We start from the raw sequence: 14,662 nt of genomic DNA, 5'->3' as shown, positions 1-14,662 counted from the left end.
ATATTTAACGAGGAATATTTGTGGCTATAAACCTTTTGCTCCTTTTTGTTGGCCTTGCCTTCCTTCTGGGCGGTGGCGATATACTTGTTAGAGGCGCCTCTGCTTTAGCAAAAAATCTTGGGGTTTCTCCGCTTGTTATAGGTCTTACCGTAGTAGCTTTTGGAACCAGTGCGCCGGAACTATCTGTTAATCTTCTGGCTGCATATAATGGTAACTCAGACATTTCATTTGGTAATATAATCGGTTCAAACATTGCCAATATTGGATTAGTACTTGGAATTTCAGCAATAATCAGGCCATTGGCTATCAAAGGTGTAATCATAGCACGCGAAATTCCCATGATGGTGCTTGCATCCCTTTTGGCCTTGGTTGCAGGAATGGATACTTTTCTCCGCGACTCTCCAAATATTTACGACCGCTCGGATGGGCTTATTTTCCTGCTTATTTTTTGTGTTTTCATGTTTTACACCATTGGTGATGTTATACGCCAAAGGAAGGCAGATCCGCTTATTCAGCAGTTTGAGGAGTTTACAGAGAAAAAAAGTTTTAAAGCATCTGTATATAATCTATTTCTTTTCATTGCAGGGCTCGTTCTTCTGGTTGCCGGGGGCAAGATAGCAGTAGATGCTGCGGTAGTGGTTGCTGAATTACTCAATGTCCCACGTGTAATCATTGGTTTGACAATTATTGCTATCGGTACCAGCCTGCCCGAGCTTGTGACCTCAGGTATAGCGACCTGGAAGGGACAAACGGATATCGCCATAGGCAATGTTGTCGGATCAAATATATTTAATCTTCTGCTGGTCAACGGCTTTTGCGCATCATTTCGACCAATCCCCGTTCCATCAAAAGGCGGCACCTATGATCTTTTGATGATGCTGTTCCTTTCACTATTTTTATTACCTATGTGTCTTACTAATAAAAACAGAATAATGCGCCGGGAAGGAGTACTATTGGTAACTTTATATTTAGGTTACAATTTATGGAGAATCTCAACCGGGTAATTAATCTGTCTTTATGGTTTGGATATCTTCAACAATAAAGGGGGCGCAACGAATACCGACACTTAGTTTTCTTATCCATATGCGAACCATTGTAATCGCCTTTCCCCTTATATCGACAATATTTGAAAGCTCTTCCAGATAATCAATATCTTTGTTTTTAAACTCATAATAAGTTGTATTGCTGCTAAACGGGTCTGTAATAAGTAAAATTTTTTCATCATCATAAGGGTGTCGCTGCGGAGAGCCTGAAAACGGAACATGTGTTTCTGTAAGAGCTTTAAAATCTTTCGGTTTTTTATAAGCCTGAATTTCAAACTTTTCAATTTTTGATGGAAAAGGTGTATCTGCCATATCGTTTTCCTTTTAAATAATTATCAATTTGATGCCGCTATCACACTGCTTGTCGGTGATTAATATATGTTCTATAGACTATCAAAAATACTTTCTGTCGTCAAAAAATATCCGATTTTGACAAATTATTAAAAGGATTAATAAGGTGCATCAAGGTAAAAATAATAGTTTGAAAGAAATGAAAGTTCATTTTACAAAACTGCCGAAAGTTCAAAGGTTTCCCTGCTCTAAAGAATCAAGCGGAATATCCACCGAGGAGCCTTGTGCGGAAAAACCGCATGCAGGGATCTGTGAGAGGGCGGTCGGGTAACTGGCCGTTCTATCTCGATTCTGTAGCGAAATCCTTAAAAAGGGGAACCTTCTGTGCAGTATTCCATACAAAGCTCAAGTGGTCTTCCAATAATAGGAAGGGGCTTCTGTCATAAGCAGGCTCGGTCAAACCTGTTAGCGAATGATCATCTAATGACCTGAACTCCATTAGAGGCATATCTCTACCAAGAATTATATCCCGACCATGAATTTCTCGGTTCACCATGGGTTTTCCATATTGGTACTGTTCTACTAAAATGGTTCCATCGACTCGGAGAACAAAAGCAACTGGCGCCGAATTATACTTGCGCATTTCGATAGAAGTTTGCCAGTCCTTACCCTTTACTTTTTTAAAATCTGCAATTAGATTTTTGATGGCTACGAGAGTCTCTTCAGTATCACGAAAAAGACGTGAATTTTCGTGCATCTCTTGTGTGTATTCGCCAAGCGATATGCTTGGATGTGTCAGTAGATATTCCCGATATGAACGATAGCGGGCCTGGTCGGACTCGTATGAATGATCTAACAGTAATACATTTATTTTTACTTTGTCATCTTCTATTAGTTTTCTAATAGGATGGTCAGGCACAATAATTCTGTCTGATCGAAAAAAGGAATGAAGTGTAATTCCTTGAATTTCTACATGCTCCTTTGCATTGCGCAGGAGGCGGGTAATGCGTTGCCAGGCTTTATCAGAATCTATATATACGTTCATAGCACCGCAACGGTTCATCCTTGTATCAATACCCACTGCGTGGTTATGAAGAAAATCCGCTACAGGAATGGATGCCCATTTCCAGACCCATTCGAAATGTTTGAGCATTTCAGCATGCATATCGTAGACCTTAGTTTCTGCTGATTGAGAAATACGACGATAGCGAAGAATAGGAATGGGCGTTGCGTCATGGCGTCGATGCCAGAAATGGTAAGGTTGGACATAGCAGGCATTATCCGTACGAAGCAAAAATGATTGAGGGGCAACCCGGTACATTCTACACTCGAAATTAACTGATCGATTGCTCTCGGCACACTCCATTAACTCATACATTTTACGTGCTGCTATTGTGACATGGTCAACTAATCGGTCTGGTGGGGCATCTCCGTCTTCATGCTCAGCCTTTGATCGGAGCTCTGCCCCAATACACTCTGGATCGATTATAAGCACCTTTATGTCAATCACTTCATCATCCTGGCGGGGGGTGTTGATATAGCGCTCCATAGCCAACCAAGCTTGATGAAGTGGTCTGTTTGTAGGGCCACGTACAAAATCATTCAATGAAATACCTATGAGCCGAATATGTCTTACATCAGAGGCTATTAGATCATTGCGCATGTCTTTCTCAGCAGTAGCTCGATCAGCGTATAGGTGGACGATGCCGGCTTGATTCATAGCTTCAAGCGATTGTGATGCATTCGTAAGTCCCTCAATACGGTTATCAACGCGCTCAGCCATGCGATCAAGTTCTTCTTGTACGTCTGAGAATAACCATATGCGATCAAGAAGGTGCACAACAGCGATAACAGCAAGGGTTGTTACAGCATGTTCGACGATGGACGCCCAGTCTCCTAAAAGTTCACGGAATCTGAGAGTAAGAATAAAAAAAATCAACCCAGAAATACAGAAGACGACCGCCCGAATTAGGCGAGGTTGTTTTCTTTCCTGTCCGGTGCTCTTAACAGTCATAACACCCCCTTAGTTGCCTACGGTGAGTTCACTTAGCCGCAAGCTGTTTGCGGTCAAGTGAAACGATTTGTTAACTAATATTATAAAGGACTTATATCAATGGAACCATTTTTAATTACAGCATCGATAACGGTTGATGGAGAAACCTACTCGCTTAGTTTTGATTTAAACTCTTTAAAAGAACCTCTTACGGAACGCAAGGCTCGTCAGGTTTATGATTTTATGGGGCCATCAATGACAAAAGTATTAAGGGATCATGGCAAGATAATTAATCCTTTAGTTTTTGACTAAATTTATCGCAAGTTTGGCATAGTTTGTTTGCTTCATCTATGTCTATACCATTAAAACTTTTGCCAGTTTTATTTATACTAGGAAGTAAATTTTGCATTTTTCAGTATTAATATAAGGGCATTCAGATGTTAAACCATGCCAACAATTTGTATATTCTTTTTTCATTTTGTTTGTTCCTTATAGTTAACGTGCTTTTCAGCGGCCGCGGCTTTTTGCGGTCCGCTGCAAAAGTCTTGTTAGAGCGCATCTGCGCTGGTGCTACACTGCAACTAGTTCGGCGATTTTTTGCGCGACTACAGCCATTGAATCTTCTGCTGTGTCCAGACCGCTTCTGGAGGCGAGCATGGGGCTGACATTGCGAAGAGCTTCATATGTCGTGTTGTGCACGATGGGAATGAGCTGATTACCCGCTAAGAGCGTCGAAAGCTCTTTGTCGGCGATGCTTTCTTTGGGCAGGCGGGCCAGAAGCGCAGGGGTCACCAGCACAAGCCCGATTCGCGATTTCGCTAAGCCCTTGTCAATGGCGCGCATCATTGGTACACCAAGGCCAAGATCCTTCTCGCTGAACCAAACTTTGACACCAGCTGACACGAGCAAATCGTGCAACTCTTTGGCTGCCCCATGCCGGTCGCCCCACGCATGACAGAGGAAGGCGTCACGAAGGTCAGGTTGTTCCGCCGCTCGCTTTTCTACGGTTTCCCGGATTGGCGTAAGTGACAACACTTGGGCGGGGGTGTACGTGACAGACGAACCCGTTTTCGACCAGCGCGGCTTTGTGCTGCGGCCGGAACCGCCCCCAATGCTCCGCGACGGGGAGTAAGGCGAGGGCGAGTACGACCCGTAGCTGCTGTACCCACTATAACCACCATAGCGCCCGCCGCATGCAGGGCAGGCTGCTCGACCGCTCGCTGTGCGATGGCCGCGTTTTGGTGCTGTGCATCTATCCATGTTGTAATCCTCCTATTTGTGTTCGCTCTAACGCTTGAGCTGTGCGGCGGCATGCTACTTGCCGTCCGCACAAGTGATTGGTTAAATGTAAAAGGCCTCATAATAAATTGTCAAGAAGAGCAAAAATGAACAGAAATAGAAATAAGACGACAAAGCTAAGTATATTTGACAAAGCTATAAATTTTGAAACTCTTGGATTATATTTTCTGCTGTGTGTTCTTATAAAAAATTTATAAAATGTCCCAATATTACCCGTAAAAACTGAAATTATTGTACTTATAAAGGACAGATCTGTTTCGCCAGATCTCCTAAGAAAGTTGACAATATAAAAGAAAGAAAAACAGTACCAACAACCCAGGATGGTTGATATTAAGGTAATAATTTCATATTTCATAATTTAAAATATCAATACATTTAACAAGTGATTATACAGTTTTGGATAGCTTCACCATTGTAAGAAACTATAGAAAGATTAAAAAAATAAATTATTCTAACCAAAAGTTAGTTAAACAAAACTTGTAATTTGTTTATTATATTCAATAATTATATAGCTTATTAACAGATTTTTTATGGTAATATTTTTCTATCTTTATGTATATCATTCTGTTTTTCGGTTCATATAGAAGGATGATTCTTTTACATTGAATCCTCAATATCCCGCATGGCTTGCCCTAAAAAAACAAAAGCCCCATGCTTCAATAATCTGAAGAATGGGGCTTAGTTATATCCGGTCATGTTCAATCCTTTTGAGACCTTTGCAAAACGCCCCCTTTTACCCGATTTATTCGTCAGGCGAAAATTTTCATCCTCGAAATACCCGATGTATTCCTGCGGTTAAAATTTTCGCCTTCCTTGAACTTGAATAAAATTGAACATTTTTCAAAAGTCTCATCTTATAAATAATAAAATAATAAAATGAGATATTGGATTATTTATTCCAGAAAACACCAAAATAAAGCAATTTGTGTAATGAGCAAAAACACTTAAATTCCGCTAACATTTTTCCTTAATTAAATCAAGAGGAAAAAAGTGAAATAGGGTCCATTCTACTGCTTTTTATTTTCAAGAAGTTCTTCAACTTCCCTGAAAAAAGCATCCCTGTCTAATTCTCCAGTATCTGAAATAGGAAATTTTGCCAAAACTTCAATTAGGACGTTATTAATCATTGTGCGTTCGCTGTCGGTTGGGTCTGTTTTCAAATAAGGCTTGACGCTCTCATCAGACATTAGTCTCATTAGAATTCCGATACGATTCATAATTGAATAGTATTTCGATACATTTTTTCCAAATTCTGTAGCAATTGCACAACCAAATCGGTTTATAGGATTATCTTTACATTGAAATTCTTGAAATTCTCCAGACTCTTTATCAAGCAAGTCGATTCCTTTGGTCTCAGGATTATCAGTAGGCATCTGATCGGTTACAGCCGCATTCCCAAGCTGAACCGCAAATTGAAGTTCTTTTGGTTCAACCGTGAGATTCCATTTTGGCATTTATTCCTCCATTAAAAAATAAGTTGTCAGGCAGTTCTGTCTTAACAACCGTAATGATATACAGAAGAGCCCGTTTCAAAACGCCCCATTTTGGCCGATCTCTACGTTGGGCTCATTTACTATTATTCTCCAGGTGCATTCGCACCATTTACCCTATCTTCTTTCAACTCTCCAGCTATTTATTCTGCATTAAGATTCTTCAATATCTTGTTTGCCAATGGTTCTTTGATATCGTTGTGACGGGGAACAGCTTCTATCATCCCATTCTTCGGGTTAATCCAAAGTGAGTGTGAAGATCCTTCTCGCTTTAGATAGCACCCTGCAATCCTCAATTTACGTTCCAGATCTCGCCGTTTCATCCAATCATTACCGTATCTTGGATAGCATCATCGGGAAGCCCCCGAAGAATATCAGCCTTCCGGTCTTCTAAAATCAACTCAATAGCCTCACGCAAATTAGTTTTGGCTTCCTCTATAGTCTCGCCCTGTCCGTTTGCTCCAGGCACCTCCGGACAGACAGCCCAAAATCCGCCTTCTGGTGCGGCTTCTATGATTGCTGTAAATTCTGCTTTCATAAAAATCTCCTATTGTAGCTTATTGAACTGATTAAATTATTTTACAAAACAGTATATCTTCACTATTATGATGACATACATAAAGGTTAAGGGTAATGCCTTATTTAAAATTAATATTGTATGTCATTTGTCAGCTTTTGCTTTATTGTCTTCAATCAAGATTTAACGCAAAACAAATGGCGTTACCTGTTTCGAATAGTTTTTCCCCGGATAACGTAGTAATCAATGCTCCAATTTTATCTTTTGAAACTGTTTGTATGTGATCACAATTAATAGCGCAATCATTATGCATACCATCTTGCTTTGACAAAAGCACTTCGCTTGGTATGTCTCTGATTGTTGAAGTTATAGGTGCAACTGTAACCTCTTCCAAATAATTCAATATAGAGTTCCGTGTCAAAATGACTACCGGTCGTTTTTTGTCAGGAAGCTTAAACATATACCACCTTACCTCACCCCGCTTCATTAATCACCCCATTCCTGCTCTGATTCCCATACGCTAAATTCCGTTTTTCCGGACGGATAACGCTCGTATCCTTTTTTGTGTTTATTTTCAAGCTCTTCTATGTTTACCTGTTTGAGAGCATCCCTCAATGCTTTTCGGGTAAAAGCAGAACGCGTTGTTTTTAGTTTTTTAGCAACCATATCAACAGCTGCCACCAGGTCATCATCTAAGGTCATTTGAATTGTTCTCATAAGCTTCTCCAAAAATATGAACTTTTATAGCTATATTAATCCACATCATTTCCGGAGTCAATTGAATCTGCATAAATTAAGTGTCTTTTCTCTTGACGAAAATTTTAATGGGTGGCATCGTTTTTTAGTATTTAATCATCCGTGTGCTTTTTAAAACTTTAAATTTATCATCGCAAACTTTTTCAAATAAAAGAATCAAGGAGAAACATGCTTCATTTAATAACAGGCGATCTTAATAAGCTTAAGGCAGATGCTGTAATTATTCCGGTATCCGAAGATGCACAATTATTTGAGAATGAAACAATCAAATCGCTTATAAGAAAAACCGAAACTGCCGTGGAGTTTAAAGGTGCAAAGGGTGATGAATTAACACTTTACGATTTGCCTGAAATAAAATCTCAAAGAGTAATCTTTTTAGGACTTGGAAAATTAAAAAAGATTGATCCGGAATCTTTTCGCTCTGTTTGCGGCAAATCCGTAAAAAAATGCATGAAGGATAAACTTAAAGAAATTATAATTGCGGTACCTTCTTCAGAAAAACTTGGTATGGAAGTAAAAGACATTATTGAATCTATGGCAGAAGGCGCTTTTTTGGGAAACCATATTTTTGATAAATATAAAATAGAGAAAAAGCATACGCCTTTAAAAAAAGTTGGTTTTTTTGTTAAACAGCAATTTCAAAAAAAATATTCAGCCTTGCTCACGCAGGTTGAAATTGTTTGCAGCGGAACCATTCTTGCCAGAGAATGGGTAAGCACTCCTTCAAACGATAAAGTACCCGACATGCTTGCAAAAGATATTGCTTTGGCAGCAAAAAAAGATGCTCTTAAAATAACAACTTTTGATGAAAAAAAACTTAAGCAACTTGGTTTTGGCACTTTGCTTGCGGTTGCCAAAGGAAGCCAAAACAAACCCCGGCTTCTTATTCTGGAATACTCCCCTAAAGGTGCAACAAAGACCGTAGCCCTTATAGGCAAAGGAATTACTTTCGATTCGGGCGGTATAAACTTAAAACCTGCCGGATCTCTTGAAGATATGAAAATGGATATGTCCGGAGCTGCAACAGTTGCAGCAACTCTCATTTCTGCGGCAAGATTAAAATCTAAAATTAAAATAATCGGGGCAATTCCCATTGCTGAAAATATGCCTTCAGGAGATGCAACAAGGCCAGGCGATATTGTAAAAAGCTATGCAGGCAAAACTATAGAAATAAATAATACGGATGCAGAAGGCAGGTTGATACTTGTCGATACTATTTCTTACATATTAAAAACATACAAACCTGAAACTCTGATTGATGTAGCCACACTAACCGGTGCTTGTGTTATTGCACTAGGAGAAAAAATTGCGGGAGTCTTTTCATCAGATGATGAACTTGCGGATTCAATAATTAAATCTTCCAACAAAACTTATGAACGTTGCTGGCAGCTACCGCTTCCTGAAGATTACAAAGAATACTTAAAAAGCGATTTTGCCGATATCAGTAATATGAGCACATCAAGATGGGGTGGTGCAATAACAGCAGCTTTGTTTTTATCCGAATTTACAAACAACACAAAATGGGCACATATTGATATTGCCGGCCCGGCATATACTAAAAAGGCAACAGATTATTGCACAATCGGCGGCACAGGATTCGGGGTTCGACTCCTGTGCGACCTGTTGACAAGGCTGTAAAATTGTTTGCACCGCTTTTTAACCGCCAAAATTTTGGTTTAACATCGATTCCTGAGCGTCCATTATTTCTTTTTGAGTTGCCTTTATAGGTTCTCCCTGTTCCATTTTCAATTTAATAGAGGCAAGCAGCATATCTTTTTTAATTTTTATTTCAAATTTAGAAAAGTCCTTAATATGTTCTCCCACACCAACGTCAAAAGCTTCTTTCCGGCCGTCAATTGTATCTGCCAATTCACGAAGAAATGCACTTAACTCATTTGCATTTATATCTTTTTGTATTTTAATTGCTTTGCTCATAATCCATTTTCCTTATTCATATTTTAAGTTTGCTATTTTATCAATCGGTCAGCAAAAGACCCTTTAGGTTACAACTTTAATACAAAACCAGTTTTTTGGATAGTATCCTAAAGTATACCTTTTGTGCTTTTTTTTGCATATTTTTGGGACATGTTATAATTGTTTGGATTAGGACTGAGAAGGATAAGATGATTGGCATTAAAACTAATTGAAAGAGGCTCTGTAGTTTATTCCCTTAAATTTTTTTCTATCAACGCCCTGTAAAGTGTTTCTGTTTTTCCGCTGGCTCCGAGTTTCATGGCTACATTTTTAATATACTTTTTCACGCTTACTTCTTTTATACCCATGACTTTTGCGATTTGATTGTTTGTATAGCCTTTGGGTAAGTATTCAAGCATCTCAATCTCTCTTTTAGTTAATTGTTTTTCTTTTAGCATGGAAAAGTCTACAGTACTGTGTATAAACTTTGTCTTAATCATAAGATAAAGTCTTTTGCCCGGAGTTAATAGCACATAGGCTTTGCATACAAGTATTTTTCCGTCCAAATCCCGCCTGAAGAGCCATGGGCCGGTATTAGGCTCGATATAACCGCGAGGAGCTATTACAGTATTAATCCATTGAACGATCTCTATAGGAAGCCTGGCGCAATTTGATTTACCAAAAGCTTCGGAAAGCAGTTTAAGTGTTTTCTTAGGTATTTCAACTGCTTTAAGCGTCTTATTAAAAATAAGCGGTTTGATGGGCTCTCCTGACATCAGGTAGTCAAGGCCGGCACGCATAAAGTCATTCTGGAGATATAAAAGCAAAGTATTTGAGATAGAAACAAACAGTGGGCTCAAATAACTGAAAAAAACCTTATCCTCACTGGTAAAAGGCTTTTTTATATCCTCACGATAAAATCCATATGCATGAAATTGCTTTTGACTTTTGAATCCCATTAAGCCCATAAAATAATTTGTACCGGTATGTTTTTTTGCAAATTCCAGACTGCGGCTTTGCTCTTCGCTGGCAGGATCTATTACATCTTGATTTATAAGAAAATCTCCGTGATTCAATTGTTGTACGCAGGCCCCGAAATAATCGTAAGTGGCAGTCTGTGAATAAAGGGTGTTCCAGTTAAATGAAAGGCTGGGGTTAGTAATTGTTTTGATTCCATCGGATGCATTACTGTACATAGACATCCAGTCAAGCGGTATGTATTTTGAAATTATAGACTCAATGGCTTGGGGAAATTCATAAAAATTCTGTATCTCCATTGTCGCAGAAGATATTTCTATTATAGCTTTTGCAGGTTTATGCAATATTTTATTGTTCATTGTTTCTTTGATTTAACATTTCTTTTCGCTTCTTTAAGCCGAATCTTCACCGAACCGGCATGCGCGCCCAGTCCTTCTGTTTCGGCAAGCATTATAATATCTTTTGCTTCCCTGAAGAATGCTTCCTTTGTGTAACTTATAAGACTTGTCTTTTTTATAAAATTATCAACAGAAAGAGCGGATGAAAATCTTGCCGTTCCTGCTGTGGGAAGTACATGGTTAGGCCCTGCAATATAATCACCTACAGGCTCAGGAGTGTAATTTCCAAGAAATACGGCACCTGCATTTTTTATCTTACCAATATATTCAAAAGGATTGTTTACCTGAAGTTCAAGGTGTTCTGGTGCAATTCTGTTTGATAGCTCTATGGCAGCTAAAATATCAGGAACAACAATTATAGCACCATATTTTAAAAGAGATTTTTCGGCAATCTCTCGTCGTTCAAGCTTATTTAGCTGATCATTTAAAGCCGAAAGAACTGCTTTTGCTATTTTCTTGGAATCGGTAACAAGCATTGCCGATGCAAGCGGATCATGTTCAGCCTGGGAAAGCAAATCAGCGGCAGCATATTCGGGAATTGCACTCTGGTCTGCAATGATTAGAATCTCACTTGGCCCTGCTGTCATATCAATCCCAACAGTTCCGGAAACAATTTTTTTGGCAAGTGTTACATACATATTTCCGGGACCGACAATGACATCAACCTTTGGTATCGTTTCCGTACCATAAGCAAGTGCTGCAATTGCCCAGGCGCTTCCTACCTTATATATTTCATCAACACCAACTGTCTTTGCCGCAACAAGAAGATGAGGATTAATGCTGCCGTCTTTTGTTGAGGGGGTAACCATTACAACCCGGCTCACACCGGCAATCTTTGCAGGTATAGCTCCCATCAGAACGGATGAAACAAGCGGGGTTTTTCCTTCTTTTCCTCCCGGTACATATATTCCGGCAGCATCTACCGGATTAATAATCTGTCCGAGAAAAGCACCGTTTCTTTCATTATCTATCCAGGACAATCTTACTTGCTGCATGTGAAAAGATCTTATCTGGGAAACGGCTCGTTTCAAAGAAGCATTAAAAGCCTTTGATGTTTTTTTTAAAGCGGAATCAATTTCCTTCTTGCTAACCTTAATAGACTCTGTATTTATTGCCGGAGAATCAAAACGCCTGGCATAATTAATAAGCGCGCCGTCCCCGTTTTTTCTGACATCATCTAATATTTTGTTTACAGCATTATAATCCTTGCGGCTGAAAGAAAGCCCCCTGTTAATGATAGACGCAAGCCTTGCTTCAGCCGGTTTTGAAGGATATTCAAATATTTTCATTATATTGGTTCCTTTTTTTACCCCTTCTATTTCTTTATGTCTTTTGGGGTAAAACGTTATATATCTTTACAGCCTGTATATTTTTTTAAAAACCCTATCATCTTGATTTACCAAGATCAATGAAGTTTTTATCAAGTCTGTCATAAATTCTTGACGTGTATCTGATATGATGTTAGATAAATCATTCAAAATGGAGGGATGTCCGAGTGGTTTAAGGAGGCGGTCTTGAAAACCGTTGAGCTTAACGGCTCCGTGGGTTCGAATCCTACTCCCTCCGCCATAACCAAACGGAGAGATGGCCGAGTCGGCTGAAGGCGCTCGCCTGCTAAGCGAGTGTGGGGGGAAACTTCCACCCAGGGTTCGAATCCCTGTCTCTCCGCCAACCCCTTATCTTTACTCTGTTTTTACATAGACCCGTGGTTTCAGAAAATTCAAAAGAACATAAGGTTTATTTCAGAAACCACTGATGAATAAACGCTGCCCCGAGCCAGGCTCCAAAGCTTGAGACTATAATTACAGGCAGCGGAAGCTGTTTTTTGAGACATAAGAGTGCTACCAGGAAGAAAAGAATGCTGGGCAGTATTCCCCAAAGGGCTCCTTTGGCAAAGTCTTGCATGATTTCAGGGTCACCCTTGTTTTCAATATACATCCAGATTAAAACCAAAGCCCCGGTCAGGGGCATAACTCCCACAAGACCGGCGATCGACGGCAGCTTCTTCCCAACCGCTGTAGCGGCAAGAATTATGGCTACACTTAAAATTACTTTTAGCAAGATTTGCATTATTTATAACTATGAGCCACTTTCAAAACGTTTCAGTTTGGTCAAGCTCAAGGCGGGAGAAAATTTCAACCGCAGGAATACATAGAGTATTTCGAGGATTGAAATTTGAGCCCAACGCAGAGATCGGCCAAAATGGGGCGTTTTGAAACTGGCTCTATCTTATTCTATTCTTAATATAAACTTTGAAAAAAAGATAATTAGCGATCAAAACAAAAATAGCATCTCTAACCATATAAACACTTGTATAAGAACTACTTTCCGGGCTTGTAGAAAAGCAGCCGCAGTTTATATCAATTCCGCGGATTTTATTGTATATGAGTGTACAAAAAAATATTATTAAAAGCGTGTTGCATATAAAAACAGAACCCGGCATCCATACACCTGATAAAAGAAGACAGCCTGTAACAAGTTCAAGCCAGGGTAAAAATATTGCTGTTAAATTTATAAGTTCATCCGGAAGGATTTGATAGTTAAGGATAATTTTAGCAAAGGCTTCGGGGTGGAGAATTTTGTCGTAGCTTGCATAAATAAACACTATGCCAAGCACAATTCTTGCGCAGTGGTAAAGATAGTGTGAGATTTTTTGTCTGAATTCTTCTCTCATTAATTCACACTTTCAACGGGAAGTCTGTTTTGTTGCCATAACGTCCAGCCGTTTGAAATAGCCCAAACCTTTTTATATCCCGTGTTGCGAAGAAAATCCGCCAGATCAATACTTAGCTCACAAGTTTTTCCGTCACAGTAAGTAATAATAACACTGTCTTCAGGAATTTCAGACATTATTTCCACAAACTTGGAGTCTACTTCCATATAAGGAAAGCTTATAGCTCCTTTTATATGGCCTTCATTATATTCTTCCAAAGAACGCGCATCCATAAATATAGCAGCGTTTTGTCTAAAGAGCTGAATTGCTTTCTCAAGAGAGATTTCAAGATTTTCTCCGGACAAACTTGCATGTTTAATTTTTTCAGTCCAGTTTTCAAAAAATGGTATTTTATCAGCCCGGAAGATGTTTGATGCAAGTCCGGCAATGAGTGTGATCATGAAAATACACAATAGCTGCTTTAATGTTTTTATACGCATGATTATTCAGTAATAATCCGATTCGTGTTTAACTTTTTTCTAAAGAGCCACTTTCAAAATGTTTCAGTTTGGTCAAGCTCAAGGCGGGAGAAAATTTCAACCGCAGGAATACATTTAGTATTTCGAGGATTGAAATTTGAGCCCAACGCTTAAGATCGGCCAAAATGGGGCGTTTTGAAACTGGCTCTAATGCTTATCAATTACCGGACAATTTTATCTCAATTGCTTCCAGTGTCTCGAAGCCATAGCTTTTAGCTGTGTATTTTAATATTTCGAGAGAAAGATTTACATCCTTATCTACTGCCTCAAGGGTATCTTTAAGGAATAGTTCAAGCGTAGCCTCGGAGTAGGTAAGCAGCTCACTTTGTAAATAGTTGTCAATTGAAGCGGAATGATTTCCTGTACCACTGCCTGTTGCAGTTATCGGACGCCCAAGCGAAAAAAGCATTGGATATTTGCCGGACGCCTCTATAGACCATTTAAAATAATATTTCGCGATCTCATCAACAAGTTCACGAGCCTTGGGTGTTACAGGCGGAAGCTGGTTTTTGATAGCTTCATATTCTTCAGGGAAGGTTATTTCCATCATTCGTGCGTATTTTATCGTCATCAGGTTTATTTGATTTTCTTTCGCGACTTTCAGATCATTTAAGTAGCTGGCCAGTGTATCCATGCCCCATGTATCGGCCTGTGCCTTTCGCATTACCATAAAGATCGGTTTGTTATCCTGACAAGAGGCCCGCTCATCGGCATTTTGAACTTTTGTAAACATTTCCCATTCAATCTCAAGTATACTTTTTATTAATTCCTCGCGTTCCATATAAAAGACT

The 14,662-nt window shown here is 39.3% G+C and carries 18 protein-coding genes and 2 tRNA genes; 5 read left to right on the top strand and 15 right to left on the bottom strand.

What is annotated here, in order from left to right; genetic code table 11:
- Positions 1–20 precede the first annotated feature (20 nt).
- Positions 21–1,004: a calcium/sodium antiporter gene (locus tag KKC46_05585; protein ID MBU1053286.1), complete on the top strand. Its 984-nt coding sequence runs from the start codon at positions 21–23 to the stop codon at positions 1,002–1,004.
- Here the strand turns inward: KKC46_05585 and KKC46_05580 are convergent, their stop codons facing one another.
- Positions 1,005–1,355: an inorganic pyrophosphatase Ppa gene (locus KKC46_05580; protein ID MBU1053285.1), complete on the bottom strand. Its 351-nt coding sequence runs from the start codon at positions 1,353–1,355 to the stop codon at positions 1,005–1,007. It lies immediately after the preceding gene.
- A 319-nt stretch (positions 1,356–1,674) separates the two neighbouring features.
- Positions 1,675–3,348: a hypothetical protein gene (locus KKC46_05575; protein ID MBU1053284.1), complete on the bottom strand. Its 1,674-nt coding sequence runs from the start codon at positions 3,346–3,348 to the stop codon at positions 1,675–1,677.
- Positions 3,349–3,447: 99 nt separating this feature from the next.
- Between KKC46_05575 and KKC46_05570 the strand changes: the two genes are divergently transcribed.
- Positions 3,448–3,639, top strand: a complete 192-nt coding sequence (locus KKC46_05570) for a hypothetical protein (GenBank protein ID MBU1053283.1) — start codon at positions 3,448–3,450, stop codon at positions 3,637–3,639.
- Positions 3,640–3,897: 258 nt separating this feature from the next.
- On the opposite strand, the gene KKC46_05565 is transcribed toward KKC46_05570, so the two are convergent.
- The 6 genes from KKC46_05565 to KKC46_05540 all read right to left on the bottom strand — a co-directional run bounded on the left by KKC46_05565 (position 3,898) and on the right by KKC46_05540 (position 7,350).
- On the bottom strand, positions 3,898–4,587 hold the full coding sequence (locus KKC46_05565; protein MBU1053282.1) for a toll/interleukin-1 receptor domain-containing protein: 690 nt from the start codon (positions 4,585–4,587) through the stop codon (positions 3,898–3,900).
- A gap of 1,046 nt (positions 4,588–5,633) precedes the next feature.
- Positions 5,634–6,080 carry a hypothetical protein gene (locus KKC46_05560; GenBank protein ID MBU1053281.1) on the bottom strand — a complete coding sequence of 149 codons (447 nt, stop codon included), beginning with the start codon at positions 6,078–6,080 and terminating at the stop codon, positions 5,634–5,636.
- Positions 6,081–6,259: 179 nt separating this feature from the next.
- Positions 6,260–6,439 carry a type II toxin-antitoxin system HicA family toxin gene (locus tag KKC46_05555; protein MBU1053280.1) on the bottom strand — a complete coding sequence of 60 codons (180 nt, stop codon included), beginning with the start codon at positions 6,437–6,439 and terminating at the stop codon, positions 6,260–6,262.
- Entirely contained in the window at positions 6,436–6,654 is a 219-nt protein-coding gene (locus tag KKC46_05550) for a type II toxin-antitoxin system HicB family antitoxin (protein MBU1053279.1), read from the bottom strand. Before KKC46_05550 ends, KKC46_05555 begins: the two co-directional genes overlap by 4 nt.
- Before the next feature lie 151 nt (positions 6,655–6,805).
- On the bottom strand, positions 6,806–7,120 hold the full coding sequence (locus KKC46_05545) for a type II toxin-antitoxin system PemK/MazF family toxin (GenBank protein ID MBU1053278.1): 315 nt from the start codon (positions 7,118–7,120) through the stop codon (positions 6,806–6,808).
- Positions 7,120–7,350, bottom strand: coding sequence for a ribbon-helix-helix domain-containing protein (locus KKC46_05540; protein ID MBU1053277.1), 231 nt, complete (start codon positions 7,348–7,350; stop codon positions 7,120–7,122). The genes KKC46_05545 and KKC46_05540 overlap by 1 nt, the downstream gene beginning before the upstream one ends.
- 207 nt (positions 7,351–7,557) lie before the next feature.
- On the opposite strand from KKC46_05540, the gene KKC46_05535 reads away from it, so the two are divergent.
- Positions 7,558–9,027: a leucyl aminopeptidase gene (locus KKC46_05535; protein ID MBU1053276.1), complete on the top strand. Its 1,470-nt coding sequence runs from the start codon at positions 7,558–7,560 to the stop codon at positions 9,025–9,027.
- Between the two features lie 18 nt (positions 9,028–9,045).
- On the opposite strand, the gene KKC46_05530 is transcribed toward KKC46_05535, so the two are convergent.
- The 3 genes from KKC46_05530 to hisD all read right to left on the bottom strand — a co-directional run bounded on the left by KKC46_05530 (position 9,046) and on the right by hisD (position 11,968).
- The gene (locus tag KKC46_05530) at positions 9,046–9,324 is read right to left on the bottom strand and encodes a hypothetical protein (GenBank protein MBU1053275.1); all 279 of its coding nucleotides are present in this window, start codon (positions 9,322–9,324) and stop codon (positions 9,046–9,048) included.
- A gap of 227 nt (positions 9,325–9,551) precedes the next feature.
- The gene (locus tag KKC46_05525) at positions 9,552–10,640 is read right to left on the bottom strand and encodes a helix-turn-helix transcriptional regulator (GenBank protein MBU1053274.1); all 1,089 of its coding nucleotides are present in this window, start codon (positions 10,638–10,640) and stop codon (positions 9,552–9,554) included.
- Entirely contained in the window at positions 10,637–11,968 is a 1,332-nt protein-coding gene (gene hisD / locus KKC46_05520) for a histidinol dehydrogenase (GenBank protein ID MBU1053273.1), read from the bottom strand. The genes KKC46_05525 and hisD overlap by 4 nt, the downstream gene beginning before the upstream one ends.
- Positions 11,969–12,160: 192 nt before the next feature.
- Here hisD and KKC46_05515 point away from each other — a divergent pair.
- Both KKC46_05515 and KKC46_05510 read left to right on the top strand, forming a co-directional pair.
- Positions 12,161–12,248 (top strand) — tRNA-Ser (locus KKC46_05515).
- 9 nt (positions 12,249–12,257) lie between these two features.
- A tRNA-Ser gene (locus KKC46_05510) sits at positions 12,258–12,350 on the top strand.
- A gap of 66 nt (positions 12,351–12,416) precedes the next feature.
- On the opposite strand, the gene KKC46_05505 is transcribed toward KKC46_05510, so the two are convergent.
- From KKC46_05505 to KKC46_05490, 4 genes are all read right to left on the bottom strand, one after another.
- Positions 12,417–12,749 (bottom strand): DUF3147 family protein, encoded by a 333-nt coding sequence (locus KKC46_05505; protein ID MBU1053272.1) that lies wholly within the window; start codon positions 12,747–12,749, stop codon positions 12,417–12,419.
- A gap of 154 nt (positions 12,750–12,903) precedes the next feature.
- A complete protein-coding gene (locus KKC46_05500) occupies positions 12,904–13,353 on the bottom strand; it encodes a DoxX family membrane protein (GenBank protein MBU1053271.1) in 450 nt (149 codons plus the stop codon).
- The gene (locus KKC46_05495; GenBank protein ID MBU1053270.1) at positions 13,353–13,832 is read right to left on the bottom strand and encodes a rhodanese-like domain-containing protein; all 480 of its coding nucleotides are present in this window, start codon (positions 13,830–13,832) and stop codon (positions 13,353–13,355) included. The genes KKC46_05500 and KKC46_05495 overlap by 1 nt, the downstream gene beginning before the upstream one ends.
- 196 nt (positions 13,833–14,028) lie before the next feature.
- Positions 14,029–14,652 (bottom strand): DUF4125 family protein, encoded by a 624-nt coding sequence (locus KKC46_05490; protein ID MBU1053269.1) that lies wholly within the window; start codon positions 14,650–14,652, stop codon positions 14,029–14,031.
- Positions 14,653–14,662: the final 10 nt, after the last annotated feature.

Source organism: Pseudomonadota bacterium (assembly GCA_018817425.1).
Taxonomy (GTDB): Bacteria; Desulfobacterota; Desulfobacteria; order Desulfobacterales; family RPRI01; genus RPRI01.
This window is presented reverse-complemented; position numbering and strand designations above follow the sequence as displayed.

Bases quoted from the DNA above. Each gene is read 5' to 3' on its own strand.
- KKC46_05580 (MBU1053285.1), bottom strand. From the start codon at position 1,355: ATGGCAGATACACCTTTTCCATCAAAAATTGAAAAGTTTGAAATTCAG.
- KKC46_05575 (MBU1053284.1), bottom strand. From the start codon at position 3,348: ATGACTGTTAAGAGCACCGGACAGGAAAGAAAACAACCTCGCCTAATT.
- KKC46_05570 (MBU1053283.1), top strand. From the start codon at position 3,448: ATGGAACCATTTTTAATTACAGCATCGATAACGGTTGATGGAGAAACC.
- KKC46_05565 (MBU1053282.1), bottom strand. From the start codon at position 4,587: ATGGATAGATGCACAGCACCAAAACGCGGCCATCGCACAGCGAGCGGT.
- KKC46_05560 (MBU1053281.1), bottom strand. From the start codon at position 6,080: ATGCCAAAATGGAATCTCACGGTTGAACCAAAAGAACTTCAATTTGCG.
- KKC46_05555 (MBU1053280.1), bottom strand. From the start codon at position 6,439: ATGAAACGGCGAGATCTGGAACGTAAATTGAGGATTGCAGGGTGCTAT.
- KKC46_05550 (MBU1053279.1), bottom strand. From the start codon at position 6,654: ATGAAAGCAGAATTTACAGCAATCATAGAAGCCGCACCAGAAGGCGGA.
- KKC46_05545 (MBU1053278.1), bottom strand. From the start codon at position 7,120: ATGAAGCGGGGTGAGGTAAGGTGGTATATGTTTAAGCTTCCTGACAAA.
- KKC46_05540 (MBU1053277.1), bottom strand. From the start codon at position 7,350: ATGAGAACAATTCAAATGACCTTAGATGATGACCTGGTGGCAGCTGTT.
- KKC46_05535 (MBU1053276.1), top strand. From the start codon at position 7,558: ATGCTTCATTTAATAACAGGCGATCTTAATAAGCTTAAGGCAGATGCT.
- KKC46_05530 (MBU1053275.1), bottom strand. From the start codon at position 9,324: ATGAGCAAAGCAATTAAAATACAAAAAGATATAAATGCAAATGAGTTA.
- KKC46_05525 (MBU1053274.1), bottom strand. From the start codon at position 10,640: ATGAACAATAAAATATTGCATAAACCTGCAAAAGCTATAATAGAAATA.
- hisD (MBU1053273.1), bottom strand. From the start codon at position 11,968: ATGAAAATATTTGAATATCCTTCAAAACCGGCTGAAGCAAGGCTTGCG.
- KKC46_05505 (MBU1053272.1), bottom strand. From the start codon at position 12,749: ATGCAAATCTTGCTAAAAGTAATTTTAAGTGTAGCCATAATTCTTGCC.
- KKC46_05500 (MBU1053271.1), bottom strand. From the start codon at position 13,353: ATGAGAGAAGAATTCAGACAAAAAATCTCACACTATCTTTACCACTGC.
- KKC46_05495 (MBU1053270.1), bottom strand. From the start codon at position 13,832: ATGCGTATAAAAACATTAAAGCAGCTATTGTGTATTTTCATGATCACA.
- KKC46_05490 (MBU1053269.1), bottom strand. From the start codon at position 14,652: ATGGAACGCGAGGAATTAATAAAAAGTATACTTGAGATTGAATGGGAA.